The following is a 14,320-nucleotide window of genomic DNA, read 5'->3' as shown; positions in this document are numbered from 1 at the left end:
TCATGCTTCTTAAGTAACGGTGAACAATGGATGTCATAACAACTCATATTAATGCTGACTTTGATTGTCTTGGTGCAATGGCTGCTGCAAAGTTGTTGTATCCTGAGGCTGTCCTTGTTTTTGCAGGAGCTCAAGAGCCAGCGCTAAGAGAATTTTTAACGACACCTGTTGGTCGAAGTCTCGAGTTTAGTCGTAGCAAAGATGTCGATTTTACCGCGGTAAAACGTCTGATTCTTGTTGATGTTAATAGTCCTGATCGAATTGGGCCGTTTGCTCCGCTGTATGACCGTCATGATGTTGAGTTACATATATATGACCATCATCCTCTCCCTGCTGTGAACAGGACTGCGTCGTTGGCACATATTGAGTCTGTTGGTTCAACGGTAACCGTTTTGGCGAAGCTGTTGCAAGTCAGGGGGATTATCCCTGATGATGACACGGCAACCATGATGATGTTGGGACTGTATGAAGATACCGGTAATTTGACGTTTCCGAACGTGACTCAGGATGATTATGCTGCGGCGAGTTTTTTGCTTGGCTGCGGAGCTGATCTGAATCGAGTGGGGCAGGTTCTGATTCGTGAACTGTCCGTTGAACAGGTCGAGTTGCTCCATCAATTGCTGCAATCATTGCAACTAATATCGATTAATGGCGTAGATGTCTATTTGGCACAAGCTTCGATCGATTGTTATGTCGGCGATGTCGCCATTTTAGCGCACAAGATTCGTGATATGGAACAGCTTGATGTGTTGATTGTTGCCGTCCGTTTAGAAGACCGTATCTTTTTGGTTGGTCGTTCGCGCATTGACGATTTGCATGTTGGTCATGTCATGGCAGAGCTTGGTGGTGGTGGCCACGCAACGGCCGCCTCGGCAACGGTTCGCGATGAAACACTGGTTCAGGTGATGGCGCAATTGCCTAAAATTATTGAACAGCATATTGTGCCGCATTGTCAGGCGCGACATTTGATGTCAGCCCCAGTGCGTTGTGTCGATGGCGCCGATTCAATCCATTCTGCCCGCGAGTTGTTGACCCGTTACCATGTTAACGGTCTCGCTGTTGTTGACCATGGCACGCTTGTCGGTATTCTTTCGCGCCAAATTGTTGAACGAGCTGTGCATCATGGCTTGGCTGATATCGCTGTATCGGAATACATGACAACAGAATTCGGATCTGTTTCGCTACAGAGTCCGCTTGACGCAATTCAGCAATTAGTTGTTGAACAGCATCAACGCTTTGTTCCTGTTGTTGATCACGATAAATTGGTTGGTGTTGTTACTCGAGCCGATCTGCTTCGCCATACGGTTTCTGAGGGGCGAAAGCTGCACAGCGATTCTCGTCAGGTGATAAAGGGCGACGCGTACAGCTTAACCAAGCGCCACGTTACCCGGTTAATTAACACCCAGCTTCCGGAAATCGTGCGCCAACGACTTAAAGAGATCGCTTTTGTTGCCGAAGAAGATCACTTACGTGTTTATGCTGTGGGTGGCTTTGTTCGCGATTTACTCCTGCATAAGAAGAATCTCGATATTGATATTGTTGTTGAAGGCAATGCCATTGAGTTTGCTCACTCCTTTGCAAGTCACTTTGATTGTCGAGTGAGTAGTCATCAAAAATTTATTACGGCTGTCATTGTCTTTAATGATGGTTTTAAAATCGATATTGCTTCGACTCGCACAGAACACTATCTTGAACCTGGTGCATTGCCGTTGGTTGAAGAGGCTTCGATCAAGTTGGACCTATATCGACGTGATTTCATTATCAATACCTTAGCGCTTTCATTGAATGAATCCACTTTTGGTGAATTATTGGACCACTTTGGCGCGCAACGAGACTTGCATGATAAGGCGATTCGGGTTCTACATAATCTTAGTTTTGTTGAAGACCCAACCCGAGTTTTTAGGGCCATACGCTTTGAGAAGCGTTTAGGTTTTAAACTTGGATTACACACCGAGCGTTTGCTTCGAAGTGCTGTAAGTATGGGGTTTATCGAACGGGTTAGACCGTTTCGGCTGCTTAATGAATTGATGATTATCCTCAAAGAGGAAAACCCGTTTCCCGCAGTTCAACGTTTGGCGGATTTAAAGTTACTTCAATTTGTAAGTTTAAACCTTATTGTTAATAGTAAAACCAAAGATCATTTCAGTCAGGCTGACAAGGCTTTGAATTGGTTTGAGTTATTATATTTACATGACGCGGTGAATCGTGAAGTGGTCTATTTTCTTTGTTTGAGTTCATCACTATCGTTTGACGATATGCAGCAACTTTGTCAACGGCTTGCCATGCCAAAGCGCTGGGAACATCTATTTGTTGTTGAACGTCAACGTTATTTAGATGCGTATCATAATTTAGAACGCCAGCATCATCGTATCGAACAGGTCTCGGATCGCGAGCTGTACCATCAATTTAAAGGGGCTAGTCACGAGTTGGTGTTGTTTTTTATGGCCATAACCCCCCATGAAACGGTACGATCAGCACTTTCGCATTATGTGACAAAACTTAAGCTGATCACGGTAAAGTTGGATGGTGGTGATCTTTTTTGTCTGGGGGTGAAACGTGGTCCTGAAATGGGGAAGATGTTGGCAACATTGCTTGATGCTCGTCTCGACCGTCTAGTCGTTACACGTGAAGATGAGGTATGTTTTGTTCAAAACGTTAGCGAAGACTTGGAGTAGATCAAAGTCATAGTTCACTTAATGAGCGTTTTTATGGAAGCTTTATGATTTATGGAACATATTTTAGTTAAAATTTCAATTATGCTTGTTCCCGCATTGTTAGCCGTGACGGTTCACGAGGTTTCTCATGGCTATGCGGCAGATCGTTTGGGGGATCCAACCGCTCGTCTTTTGGGCCGTTTAACATTGAATCCACTTCGCCATCTTGATCCTGTTGGGACACTGGCGCTGTTGTTCGTTGGCTTTGGCTGGGCACGACCTGTCCCCGTGAATTTTTCGAATTTACGCAACCCGAAAAAGAGTATGTTGTGGGTCGCTTTGGCAGGTCCAGCAGCAAATTTTTGTTTAGCGATTCTTTCGGCGATTGTATTGCAAGCTGTTGGTTTTATTGATTCAGCCTTGCCGTTAAATATGAGTGCAGTGACAAAGCCTTTGGCTATGATGGCTGCATTTAGTCTTTATATTAATGTGATTTTGGCAGTATTCAACCTCATGCCTATCCCTCCACTGGATGGTGGTAGGGTGTTAACGTCTTTATTGCCAACACATCAGGCCGCTTTGCTTTCGCGTTTGGAACCATTTGGTTTTATGATCGTGATTGCGTTGGTGTTTTTTACTCAGTTTTGGCAACTGATCCTAGGGCCAATTATTATGGCTGTCGTTTCATTGTTGGCAAATCAGCAAATGATTGTTGTTAACGATGTGATTCAGTTCTTGTTTAGTCGTTAATCGAAGTGAGTCACCCTGTTGCCTATGAGGTGAAGGTCAACTCGTTTGAAGGACCATTGGATCTTCTTCTGCATCTTGTAACAAAAAATGAGATGGATATTAATGACATTCCTATGGCCAAAATCACGACTCAATATCTTAACTACCTCGATCAAATGGAAGCACAAAACCTTGATGTAGCAAGTGAATTCTTGGTTGTGGCGGCGACCCTTGTTCATATTAAATCAAAGCTCCTTCTTCCTCGTCATGCTAACGAAGAGGATGTTGATGAGGACGAACTTGATCCACGGGTAGAGCTTGTTCAGCGTTTACTCGAATATCGTCGTTATAAAGAGGGGGCGGAAGAGCTTTCGGCTTATCCTCAACTTAACCATGATGTTTTCTCACGTCCTGAACTGTCTGATGTTCAGGATGATAGTGTGAGTACTGCGGAGGAAAGGCATGGGGATGTTGGGTTGTTTGAATTGGTTGTAGCGTTACGTGATCTATTGAAAGAACCTGTCCCGCCTAGTTATCATGATATTTCCGCAACCGGGTTGACAGTTAATGAGGCTACAGTGCGGTTACTGGAACGGATGAAAGGTCGTGAACAACTGTTGTTTAAGGAATGTTTTGTTTGTTTGCCACGGCGTGAAGAAGTTGTTGTGATGTTTATCGCGGTTCTAGAACTAGTCAAGCGGCAAGAATGTCGTGTGGTTCAACTGAATCCGCGTGGCTCTCTTTATCTTTATCCTGTGCATTAAAAATACATCCTGAAGGCTCAAAAATTATGAATTCTGAACCGTCAAAACTTAAGCCTCGTCTTGAAGCAGTGTTGTTTAGTAGTGATGAACCCTTGCGACTTGAGCGCTTGCAAGCTATCTTCGAAGTTGATATCGATGTGTTGCGTTGTAGTTTGCATGAGTTAACTGTTGATTATGCTCAAGATAATCGCGGAGTTGTGTTACAGGAGATCGCTGGCGGTTTTCAATTTCGTACCCGAGCAGAGTACGCACCGTGGGTCGCAAAGCTAAATCGCTCTCGGCGCAACCGATTGTCTAAAGCTGCAACGGAAACCCTTGCTATCATTGCTTACCGACAACCCGTAACCCGAGCTGAAATTGAATACTTACGTGGTGTTGATAGTGGCGGTATCGTTCGATCGTTAATGGAGAAACAATTAGTGAAAATTGTGGGGAAAAAGGATGTTCCTGGACGCCCGCTATTGTATGGAACGAGTCGTCATTTTTTGGAGTATTTTGGACTTAAAGATTTAACTGGTTTGCCACAATTGAAGGAGTTTTCAGATCCTGATGATGTCGCACTTTCTTTAGAAATGGACTTTGATCGTTAATGGAAGAATCACAACGGATACAAAAATTAATTGCAAAAGCAGGACTTGGGTCGAGACGGCAAGCTGAGGTGTGGATTTCACAAGGGCGTGTGACGGTCAATGGTGAGGTGGCACAGTTGGGTGATAAAGCCACGTTGTCGAGTGATCGGGTTTGTCTTAATGGTGTTGAACTGCCCCGTTTGGAGGAGAAACAATATTATATCCTCAATAAACCTATGGGGTATGTGACGACGCTTAAAGATCCTCAAGGTCGGCCAACAATCCTTCACTTTTTGCAAGATGTTAAGGTGCGCCTTTTTCCCATTGGCAGATTGGACCTTAATACTGAGGGGTTGTTATTGTTGACTAACGATGGTGAGTTGACTCATAGTTTGCTTCATCCGCGACATAAAATACCCAAAACATATCGAGTGAAGGTGAGCGGACAGTTGACTCGGTCTGCTCAACAATCGATGGAAAAAGGTGTTGTTTTGGAGGATGGGGTGACCGCTCCAGCAAAAATTGATCACATCAATTATTCAGGTAAAAATACCTGGTTTGATATGACGATTACCGAAGGGCGAAATCGACAAGTGAGACGCATGTGTACAGCTGTTGGTTTTAGTGTTAGTGCTTTAAAGCGAATACGGATGGCTAATATTGAATTGGGTGATCTGCCGCCCGGGCATAAGCGAAAGTTACATTTACGTGAAATTCAAAAATTGAAACAAGGTTGATGAACCTAATTTGTTTGCATTGCTGTTTTCATTAATTAGGATGGCTCTTTTTGTTAGTATTGTGGCAACGTGAATTCATTTTCCTTTGAGAATTCAGGCTATTATGCACTTGACCTTGAGGATGAACTGCATTAGTGTTAACCCCTGTTTAATTTTTATGATAAAAGTCATTTTCTAATGTTAGAGGGCTGCTGTGGCAAATAAAGACAAAATACTCGCAACTGCGCAGAAGTTTTTGCAAAAAAACAACCTTCCTCGAGCTATCAAGGAATATCTCAAGGTTATTGCAATCGATTCTAAAGATTTTCGAAGCCGGCAGAAGCTCGCTGAATTATACAGTAGAATCAAGAATGTTGAAGAAGCCCTGACTCATTACGACGTGGTTGCGACCTATTATGCTGATAATACGTTTTATTTAAAAGCGATTGCAGTGTACAAGCAGATGCAACGTTTGGTGCCTGAAAATTTAGAATATACTTTGAAATTGGCTCAACTAAACGAACAACAAGGTCTTGTTGGTAATGCCTTGTCTGAGTATAGAGCACTCTTGCATGCTTACGAAGTCTCCGCAGAAAATGAACAGGCAGTAAAAATTCTGGATCGCATGCGCGAATTGGATCCTGAAAATATTACCATCGGGATTCGAATTGCTGAGTTTTATGCACGTATTGGTGACGATGTTTTAGCGCATGAATCTTTTGCTAGTGTTGAAAAGAAACTCAAACAACTCTCTAGTTACAAGCAATTGCAAAATTTTTATGAACATTTTATGACTGTTTGGCCTAACAATGTAGACATTCACATTGGTTATGGTCTCGCAATGATTGAGCATGGCGAGCCATTAGGTGGCGTCCAGTTTCTGACTAAACTACAGCGCCAGCATCCTAAAGATGAAAATGTTCTGTTTGCTTTGTCAAAGGGATTTCATCAATGTTCTGAATTTACTCACGAAGTTGAGTGCCTTGAACGACTCATTGGTGGGAATAAGCAGAATCTTGACTATTACCTTTCGATTTATCGTGCCGTGTTGGATGCCGATGATACGACAAAGGCTTTAACATATCTTGAACAGGGAAAAGAGTTCTTTTTTGCTGAAAAAAGAGTGGCTGAAATTAAGCCATTTTATGAGCAAATACGTGAATTGCTTCCCGATAACCGTAATGTTTTGACTACACTCCATGCGGTGTATGAAGAGCTGGGAGAGGGTGAAAAATTATTTGATGTTCTTTCCTCTGATCTTGGTGCCGAGCAACAATCTTCTGGTAGTGATTTTGACGTTGACTCGCTCGAGTTTCAGGATGAAGGCTCTGTCGCTGCGAGCGAGATTGTTTTTGAAGAACTTGAGTTTGATACTGTTAGCGAACCTTCCGTAGCTTCGTCTCAAGATGTTACGTTTGATGATATCTCTTTTGATTTGGCTGAGGATCTGTCTTCTGCGGGTGAGGGTGATCTTTTTGATTTAAATTCATCTGATGATGCCGTGACCCATGTTGACATACAAGCAGACCTTGAAGAGGCTGATTTTTATTTACAGCAAGGATTACTTGAAGAGGCTCAGCAGGTTTATCAGCGCCTTGCCACGACACATTCTGATCATAAAGGTGTGTTGCATCTTAAAGAGCAAATTACTCAACGTCGTGAAACCTCTGGAGGTCAATCTGTCCCTGATGTTGAGTTCGACGATTTAAGTAAAACGACTGAAGTAACTGTTGATCTTGATCTAGGCGGTATTGGTTTTCCTCTCGAAGAGTTGAATCCTGTTGAAAGTTTTGATTTCAATAACAGCACCTCTGATATCGAAAACAGTATTGATGAGCTTCATGTTGAAACAACAGATACGGGGCCAGGACTTGCAGATTCTCAACGTGGTATTGTTACGGTTATTACCGATGATGATACGGAATCTTCTTATAACCTTGGAATTGCATATAAAGAGATGGGATTGCTTGATGATGCTATCGCTGAATTTGATAAAGCGATTAAGAGTCCATCGAGAATGTTAGATTGTGTCTCATTGAAAGCAGCGTGTTATGTCGATCAACAAAAATTTGATGAAGCTGAAAGCGTACTTACTTCAGGTCTAAGTGATCCTTCACTCACAATGAAAGATCAAATTCTTTTATATTATGAAACAGGGTTGCTGTACGAAGCGTGGCATCGTTATGCTGATGCACTTTCTAGTTACCAGGTTGTGGCCGATAATGATCCAAGCTTTCGTAATGTCACGGTTAAAATTGGAGAGCTGAAAGATTTAGTTGATGATATGGTTTCAGAAACAAGTCGAGTATCTTATCTCTAATGGATAGATGGTGGTTCTGGCTAACTTGATAGGATTTCTGGAATGGATTATATCGAACATTTTGGTTTAGATAGAGAAGCATTCTCAAATGCACCTGATGCGCGCTTTTATTTTGATAGCGAGCAGCACAGTCAGGCTTTAGTGCGTTTTTTGCGTATTGTTGATTCAAACAAAGGCCTAGCTGTTCTTGTTGGTGGCATTGGTTCTGGAAAAACAACTCTTGCTCGCCGCCTTCTTGATACCCTGTCTGTTGATTTGTATGAGTCATCTTTACTTGTTATGGTTCATTCTGGCATTACTCCAGGATGGATTTTGACGCGAATTGCTATGCAGCTTGGTGTTGTTAATCCCGCTGCTGATCGCATGACAGTTTTGAAACAGCTTTACGAAAGACTCTTGGAGATAGAACAAGAGGGGCGTCGAGCTGTCGTTCTGATTGATGAAGCGCAAATGTTACAAACGCGTGCCTTGATGGAGGAGTTTCGCGGGCTATTAAATCTCGAAATTCCGGGGAAAAAACTGTTAAATCTTATTTTCTTTGGTTTGCCAGAAGTTGAAGAGTGTTTACGCCTCGATGAACCCTTAGCCCAACGGGTGGCTTTACGCTACTATTTGCATTCGTTAGATGAGGATTCAACTGTCGCCTATATTAAACACCGCCTTCAGGTGGCTGGGGCTAAAAATATGCTATTTTCTGGCCCCGCTGTTCAGTTGATTTATCGTTATTCTGGTGGTGTTCCTCGCTTGATTAATACGCTATGCGATAACTGCCTGTTTGAAGCATTTATGCAAAAGCTTCCAGGTGTTGTGCCTCAAATTGTGCAAAGTATTGCTGGTGATCTTGGCTTGACTGATCTAAAACATGTTGGTACTCAAGATGGAGTTGATCAACATTTAGGGAAAATTGAGGCATTGTTGGCTAAAATGGAACAAAAAAGGTAACAACAGTCATCATGTTAAGTAATTTTAGGCCGGCTTAGCCGGCCTTTTTTGTCTGACACTGATTAATTTAGGAATTTGTCTCAGCAATGAACTCAAAGATTAAAATATTACCTGAAAAACTTTGCAATCAAATTGCAGCAGGTGAAGTGGTGGAAAGACCTGCTTCAGTCGTTAAAGAGTTGGTCGAGAACTCTCTTGATGCGGGGGCCGACGAAATTGTTATAGAAATTGATCGCGGTGGTAAAAAAAAGATTGTTGTTACAGACAATGGTTGCGGTATGGGACACGATGATCTCTTTTTGTGCTTTGAACGTCATGCAACGAGTAAAATTAAAACTGAAGATGATCTCTTTCATCTTGTTTATCATGGCTTTCGTGGTGAAGCTTTACCGTCAATTGCAGCGGTGTCACGGTTGTCAGTAATAAGTCGAAGTGAAGACAATGATTGTGGTTTGAAAATTGATATTGTTGGTGGACAGGTAAAACATACAGCTGAAGTAGGTGTTCCTTGCGGAACAATATTTGAGGTGAAGGATCTTTTCTTCAACCTCCCAGCTCGAAGAAAGTTTTTACGTAAAGATGAAACCGAATTTGGTCATATCTCAGAAATAGTCACTCGTTTAGCCTTAGCTCATCCTTCTGTTTATTTTAAGTTGTTTCATAATGGTCGATGTGTTCTAGATTTGTTTCGTCAAAAGTGCTCTCTCGATCGGGTGGCTATGGTTGTTGGCCGAACAATTGTTGATGAACTTCTTCCTGTTGACTGTGATCAAGGTCTGTTGAAACTGTCGGGTTTTGTCGCTCGTCCAACGGTAAACCGTTCGACAACCGCAACTATTTATAGCTTTGTTAATGGTCGTTTTGTTAAAGATCGTGTTTTGCATCATGCTATTATGGAGGGTTATCGACAGCTGTTGATGAAGGGTCGTTATCCTGTTTGTGTCTTATTTTTGCAGTTAGACTCCGAAATGGTCGATGTGAATGTTCACCCGACGAAACATGAAGTGCGTTTTCACGATCAACGTTCAGTACACCAATTTGTAAGTCAGTCAGTGCGTAGTGTATTGCGTGACTCTTCACGTGAACTGCCGTCTATTGCAAGTATGCCCTTTGTCTCCTCAACTCTTAATATAGAGAATATTGAGCATGAATCTGTAAGAATTAAACATTCATCCGTTATTCCTATGCTGGGAGGACAGAGTGCTTCACATAATAATTACATTTCTGAACCAACGGTTGAGTACGGTGCTGCGCCGCATCAAGCACAACCGTTAAGTGATGTTGATCAACAATCACCTCCTCTGCTCGTTGATGATAAAGGATATTTTGAATCATTAACCATTATTGGGCAGTATCATATGAGTTACATCTTATGTGAGGATGGTGACGATTTAGTGTTAATTGATCAACACGCAGCCCATGAAAGAATTGGCTATGAGCGCTTTAAAAAACAATACGCCTCTGGTGAAATTGTTGCTCAGGAGCTGTTATTTCCCGAAATTCTTGAATTAAGTATACGTGAGGACACTGAATTGCGGGAACAGAACAACCAAATGAAGCGTTTAGGGTTTGAGTTAGAGCATTTTGGTGGGTTAAGTTGGGCTCTTAAATCGGTTCCAGTATTTTTAGTAGAAAATGATGTGAAATCAATGGTGTGCGATGTTCTTGCTGAACTAAACACTGTGGGTAACAGTGCTTTAACTCACGATGCATTTGATGCTGTCTTGATTAAGATGGCCTGCCATGGCATGATTCGTGCTAACCAAAGACTAGAGGTTGTTGAAATCAAGGCTTTGCTTCAACAACTTGATGATGTAGATTTTAATCAACATTGCCCTCATGGAAGGCCGATTTTGCAGCGTTTACGATTAAATGAAGTTGAAAAGATGTTTCGGCGAATATGATGGTTGATGAAAAAATGCCAATTATTGTTATTGGCGGTCCGACGGCATCAGGTAAAACTGATTTTGCTCTGAAATTAGCTGAGCATTACCCTGTTGAGGTTGTATCGGCTGATTCGCGTCAAGTCTATCGTCAGATGGATATCGGTACAGCGAAAGTCACAGCTGATGAGAAGCGGGTGGTACGTCATCATTTAATTGATATTATTGATCCCGATCAGGATGTTAGTGTTGCTGATTTTACACGGCTTGCTCATGTTGCGATCAAAGATATCCTGAGTAGAAAAAAAATACCTGTCGTTGTCGGTGGTACAGGATTGTATATACGAGCCTTGACCGAAGGATTGCTCGATGGTCCCACTGAAAATGGCGAACTTAGGGCTCAACTGCTTGCTGATGAATCGATGGAAGAGGGTATCCTACATCAGCGTTTAATTGAAGTTGATCCAACTTTGGCTCATGCTTTACATTGTCGTGATTTGACACGGATTGTACGTGGCTTAGAGGTGTTTGAAGCAACGGGTACACCACTTTCTGAATTGCAAAAGCAGCACGGATTTATGGAGCAGCCATATCGAGCACTTAAATTTGCACTATCGGTTGAGCGCCCATTGCTTTATGATCGAATAAATCATCGAGTCAATGCGATGGTGACATCAGGTCTTATTGAAGAGACTCAGCAATTGCTTGCTAGAGGATATGGTGCAGATTTAAAATCAATGAAGACGATTGGTTATCGGCAGATTGTGGCTCATCTGTGTGAAGGGTTATCCCTCGATGACGCAATTAGTTGGATACAGCGGGATTCTAGACGTTATGCAAAACGTCAGATGACGTGGTTCCGTAAAGATAAATCGGTAAATTGGGTTGATTACAACGATGATTTTGTTAGTATTTTGAAATGGATTGATAGATTTTTATTTAATTGAAATGAAGGAGTAAGGGAATATGGCGAAAACACCATTTAACATTCAAGATCAATATCTCAATCAGGCACGTAAGGAACGCGTAAAGATCAATGTTGTTATGATGTCTGGTGAACAACTGCAGGGTTATATCAAATCATTTGATAATTTTTGTGTTCTTATCGAAGGTGGAAGTGATTTTCTACTTTATAAACATGCAATTTCTACCATAACGTCAGCTGACGGTCTGTTTAAATTACATGGCGGGCGCGATTAGCGGTCTGATTCATAACAAATATTTATTGCACATAACAGGTCCTCGGCTGAAATTCAGTGGGGACCTGTCTTTTTTAGGATTATTATGCTTGAAATTGAAGCCGTTACACCCGGTAGTATTGCTGAAGAGCTAGATCTTGAAGCGGGTGATTCAGTCGTGTCGATAAATGGTGAGTCCATCTCTGATCAAATTGATTATCAATTACAAGCTCATGGTGAAGAGTTTGTGATTGATATAGTTAAAAGAGATGGTGAATTATGGGAACTCGATTTTGAGCGCGATGAAGATGATCCGATCGGTCTCGAATTTGCTCATCCACAACCGCGGCAATGTTCGAATAATTGTCAATTTTGCTTTGTTCGTCAGTTACCTAAGGGGTTAAGGAAAAGCTTATACGTTCGTGATGACGATTATCGGTTTTCGTATCTGTATGGAGCCTATATCAGTTTAACGAATTTGACAGAAGAAGATATTACACGCATTCTGAAACAAAAATTGTCGCCACTGTATGTTTCTATTCATGCAACAGATGTTAAAAAACGCAGTGAATTACTAGGTCGTGAACTTCCCCCTGTGTTACCGATACTGCAACGTTTGATTGATGGTGGTATTCAGCTTCATACTCAGATTGTGCTCTGTCCTCAGCATAATGATCATGATTATTTAGACCAAAGTATTGATGATTTGGTTCATCTTTATCCAGGTGTGTTATCTTTAGCTATTGTTCCTGTTGGTTTAACTGGGTACCGTGAAGGGCTTGCTCCTTTACGTGCTTTTACAACGACAGAAGCTCGTGACGTACTGATCACAATTCATGAATATCAAGTGATTTTTATGCAGAAGTATGGCACCCGTTTTGTTTTTGCAGCGGATGAGTTGTACCTCAAGTCAGAAACTCCATTTCCCCCTCTTGAGTCATATGAAGATCTTGCTTTGCTTGAAAATGGGGTGGGGTTGGTTCCGTTATTTCGTCGTGATAGCATTGATGTTGTCAACGAAGCAGGTAGTTTTAAAGGCCTCACCGCAACCCTCGTAACGGGTGTTTCTTCTCTTGCTGAAGTTGAACAATTTGTCGCAGCTCTGAATGAAAAAACTGGGGCTGAATTGCAGGTGAAGGTGATCTCTAACCATTTTTTTGGTGGAGATGTGACGGTTACAGGACTCCTGGCTGGTTGTGATATTGTTGACCAATTGTCTGGTATTAAGCTTGGGGCAGCACTTATTTTGCCTGATGTGATCTGTCGTGAAGGTGATGAAGTTCTGCTAGACGATATGAGTTTGGAGCAGATTTCTGATCGACTCAATGTTGATATCGCTAAAGTTCCTGCCTCACCGTGGGGAGTGTTGGAGTTTCTTGAATGTTTAGCACAGTCCTAGTTGGGGGTGTGCATCGGTTGATGGAGAGGTAAGAATGGAATCAGCAGCACAAGTTATAGATCGTTCAATATTATTGTTAGAACGCGGAGAGTCAAATTCGGCAGTGAAACACTTAACAACTGCATATAGTAGTTATCCAGAAAATGATGAAATTTTGGTGTTACTCACTGAAGCTTTATCGGAAACGGGTCGTTCTAAACAGGCTCTTGACCTTTTATTGAAGCGTTCGGCAGCTGATAGCGTTAGTGATGATGTGTTGTTTGCTCTTGGAGATGAGTATTTTGCTGCCAATGAATTTGGACAAGCGCAGTCCTATTACAAGCAATTGCTTCTACGTACTGATGCTGCAGCGGAAGCATGGGTCCGGATCGGTTTGATCTTGGTTGCTGAGGGGGAGAATGAAGAAGCAAAAATTTGTTTTCTGAAATCACTAGACCTTGATGATGATACATTGAGTGCGCTCAATTCGTTGGGTGACCTTGCACTTGAAGCGGATGATCTTAACGAGGCAAAAAGTTGGTTTCATCGCGCCCTAAAAGTTGATGGTGAGGATCCTGAGGCTGCGAGTAATTTAGCCGAAGTATATTATGATGAAGGTGATTTGGAGCAATCTAAATTATTTGCACAGCAGTCTATTCAGTTTGATCCATGTTTTGCACCGGCATGGTTAACGCTTGGCTATGTTGCTTTTGACAGTGATGATGAAGATCAGGTTCGTCATTGTTTTAAGAAGTTTTTAGAACTAGAACATAGTGACGCAGCAGCGGATATTATTGTTGAAGTTAAAGCGGTTTTGACGGCGTTGAAAGATTCTTAACAGTATGTTTGTTGACAAAAACGGGTATGAAGAATGGGAAAAGAGATGCCGGCGTTGCGGTCAATGTTGTTATGAAAAGATTGAGTACCGGGGTAAATATTATCTCACCGATATTCCATGTAAGTATTTGAATGAAAAAATAAATTTATGCCAGATCTATCCACAGCGGTGTCAATTGAAAGATGGTTGTGTCGCACTTACTCCTGAAATTGTTAAAATGGGTGTGTTGCCACAGCAGTGTGCTTATGTCGAATTTATGAAATCATACACTGGTCCCCTAAGTTGGCAAAGTTTGCCTGCCAACATACTTAAATCATTCAAACGCGATCATGAATAAAAAATCAGCGGA

At 42.0% G+C, this 14,320-nt stretch carries 13 protein-coding genes; all 13 read left to right on the top strand.

Features of this window, described 5'->3' with window-relative positions:
* Positions 1-26: 26 nt before the first annotated feature.
* The 13 genes from ACZ5KY_RS12495 (at position 27) to ACZ5KY_RS12435 (ending at position 14,308) form a co-directional block, all read left to right on the top strand.
* Entirely contained in the window at positions 27-2,675 is a 2,649-nt protein-coding gene (locus tag ACZ5KY_RS12495; protein ID WP_464244226.1) for a CBS domain-containing protein, read from the top strand.
* A 51-nt stretch (positions 2,676-2,726) separates the two neighbouring features.
* On the top strand, positions 2,727-3,404 hold the full coding sequence (locus ACZ5KY_RS12490; RefSeq protein WP_464244225.1) for a site-2 protease family protein: 678 nt from the start codon (positions 2,727-2,729) through the stop codon (positions 3,402-3,404).
* A gap of 5 nt (positions 3,405-3,409) precedes the next feature.
* A complete protein-coding gene (locus ACZ5KY_RS12485) occupies positions 3,410-4,147 on the top strand; it encodes a segregation and condensation protein A (protein WP_464244224.1) in 738 nt (245 codons plus the stop codon).
* A gap of 26 nt (positions 4,148-4,173) precedes the next feature.
* A complete protein-coding gene (scpB, locus tag ACZ5KY_RS12480; RefSeq protein ID WP_464244223.1) occupies positions 4,174-4,737 on the top strand; it encodes an SMC-Scp complex subunit ScpB in 564 nt (187 codons plus the stop codon).
* Positions 4,737-5,453, top strand: coding sequence for a pseudouridine synthase (locus tag ACZ5KY_RS12475; RefSeq protein ID WP_464244222.1), 717 nt, complete (start codon positions 4,737-4,739; stop codon positions 5,451-5,453). The genes scpB and ACZ5KY_RS12475 overlap by 1 nt, the downstream gene beginning before the upstream one ends.
* A gap of 193 nt (positions 5,454-5,646) precedes the next feature.
* Positions 5,647-7,752: a tetratricopeptide repeat protein gene (locus ACZ5KY_RS12470; protein ID WP_464244221.1), complete on the top strand. Its 2,106-nt coding sequence runs from the start codon at positions 5,647-5,649 to the stop codon at positions 7,750-7,752.
* A gap of 42 nt (positions 7,753-7,794) precedes the next feature.
* On the top strand, positions 7,795-8,694 hold the full coding sequence (locus tag ACZ5KY_RS12465) for an ExeA family protein (RefSeq protein ID WP_464244220.1): 900 nt from the start codon (positions 7,795-7,797) through the stop codon (positions 8,692-8,694).
* Between the two features lie 86 nt (positions 8,695-8,780).
* Positions 8,781-10,598: a DNA mismatch repair endonuclease MutL gene (mutL, locus tag ACZ5KY_RS12460; protein ID WP_464244219.1), complete on the top strand. Its 1,818-nt coding sequence runs from the start codon at positions 8,781-8,783 to the stop codon at positions 10,596-10,598.
* Positions 10,595-11,524 carry a tRNA (adenosine(37)-N6)-dimethylallyltransferase MiaA gene (gene miaA / locus ACZ5KY_RS12455; protein WP_464244218.1) on the top strand — a complete coding sequence of 310 codons (930 nt, stop codon included), beginning with the start codon at positions 10,595-10,597 and terminating at the stop codon, positions 11,522-11,524. Before mutL ends, miaA begins: the two co-directional genes overlap by 4 nt.
* 19 nt (positions 11,525-11,543) lie before the next feature.
* Positions 11,544-11,777 carry an RNA chaperone Hfq gene (gene hfq / locus ACZ5KY_RS12450; RefSeq protein ID WP_464244217.1) on the top strand — a complete coding sequence of 78 codons (234 nt, stop codon included), beginning with the start codon at positions 11,544-11,546 and terminating at the stop codon, positions 11,775-11,777.
* 84 nt (positions 11,778-11,861) lie between these two features.
* A complete protein-coding gene (locus ACZ5KY_RS12445) occupies positions 11,862-13,154 on the top strand; it encodes a DUF512 domain-containing protein (protein WP_464244216.1) in 1,293 nt (430 codons plus the stop codon).
* Positions 13,155-13,188: 34 nt separating this feature from the next.
* Positions 13,189-13,971 carry a tetratricopeptide repeat protein gene (locus tag ACZ5KY_RS12440; RefSeq protein ID WP_464244215.1) on the top strand — a complete coding sequence of 261 codons (783 nt, stop codon included), beginning with the start codon at positions 13,189-13,191 and terminating at the stop codon, positions 13,969-13,971.
* 4 nt (positions 13,972-13,975) lie between these two features.
* Positions 13,976-14,308 (top strand): CxxCxxCC domain-containing protein, encoded by a 333-nt coding sequence (locus ACZ5KY_RS12435; protein WP_464244214.1) that lies wholly within the window; start codon positions 13,976-13,978, stop codon positions 14,306-14,308.
* Positions 14,309-14,320: the final 12 nt, after the last annotated feature.

Source organism: Desulfuromonas svalbardensis, assembly GCF_055389415.1.
This window is presented reverse-complemented; position numbering and strand designations above follow the sequence as displayed.

What these genes read in the sequence shown, in the direction of transcription:
- hfq (WP_464244217.1), top strand. Translation starts at nt 11,544, where the DNA reads ATGGCGAAAACACCATTTAACATTCAAGATCAATATCTCAATCAGGCA.
- ACZ5KY_RS12435 (WP_464244214.1), top strand. Translation starts at nt 13,976, where the DNA reads ATGTTTGTTGACAAAAACGGGTATGAAGAATGGGAAAAGAGATGCCGG.
- ACZ5KY_RS12475 (WP_464244222.1), top strand. Translation starts at nt 4,737, where the DNA reads ATGGAAGAATCACAACGGATACAAAAATTAATTGCAAAAGCAGGACTT.
- ACZ5KY_RS12465 (WP_464244220.1), top strand. Translation starts at nt 7,795, where the DNA reads ATGGATTATATCGAACATTTTGGTTTAGATAGAGAAGCATTCTCAAAT.
- miaA (WP_464244218.1), top strand. Translation starts at nt 10,595, where the DNA reads ATGATGGTTGATGAAAAAATGCCAATTATTGTTATTGGCGGTCCGACG.
- ACZ5KY_RS12490 (WP_464244225.1), top strand. Translation starts at nt 2,727, where the DNA reads ATGGAACATATTTTAGTTAAAATTTCAATTATGCTTGTTCCCGCATTG.
- ACZ5KY_RS12495 (WP_464244226.1), top strand. Translation starts at nt 27, where the DNA reads ATGGATGTCATAACAACTCATATTAATGCTGACTTTGATTGTCTTGGT.
- mutL (WP_464244219.1), top strand. Translation starts at nt 8,781, where the DNA reads ATGAACTCAAAGATTAAAATATTACCTGAAAAACTTTGCAATCAAATT.
- ACZ5KY_RS12445 (WP_464244216.1), top strand. Translation starts at nt 11,862, where the DNA reads ATGCTTGAAATTGAAGCCGTTACACCCGGTAGTATTGCTGAAGAGCTA.
- scpB (WP_464244223.1), top strand. Translation starts at nt 4,174, where the DNA reads ATGAATTCTGAACCGTCAAAACTTAAGCCTCGTCTTGAAGCAGTGTTG.
- ACZ5KY_RS12440 (WP_464244215.1), top strand. Translation starts at nt 13,189, where the DNA reads ATGGAATCAGCAGCACAAGTTATAGATCGTTCAATATTATTGTTAGAA.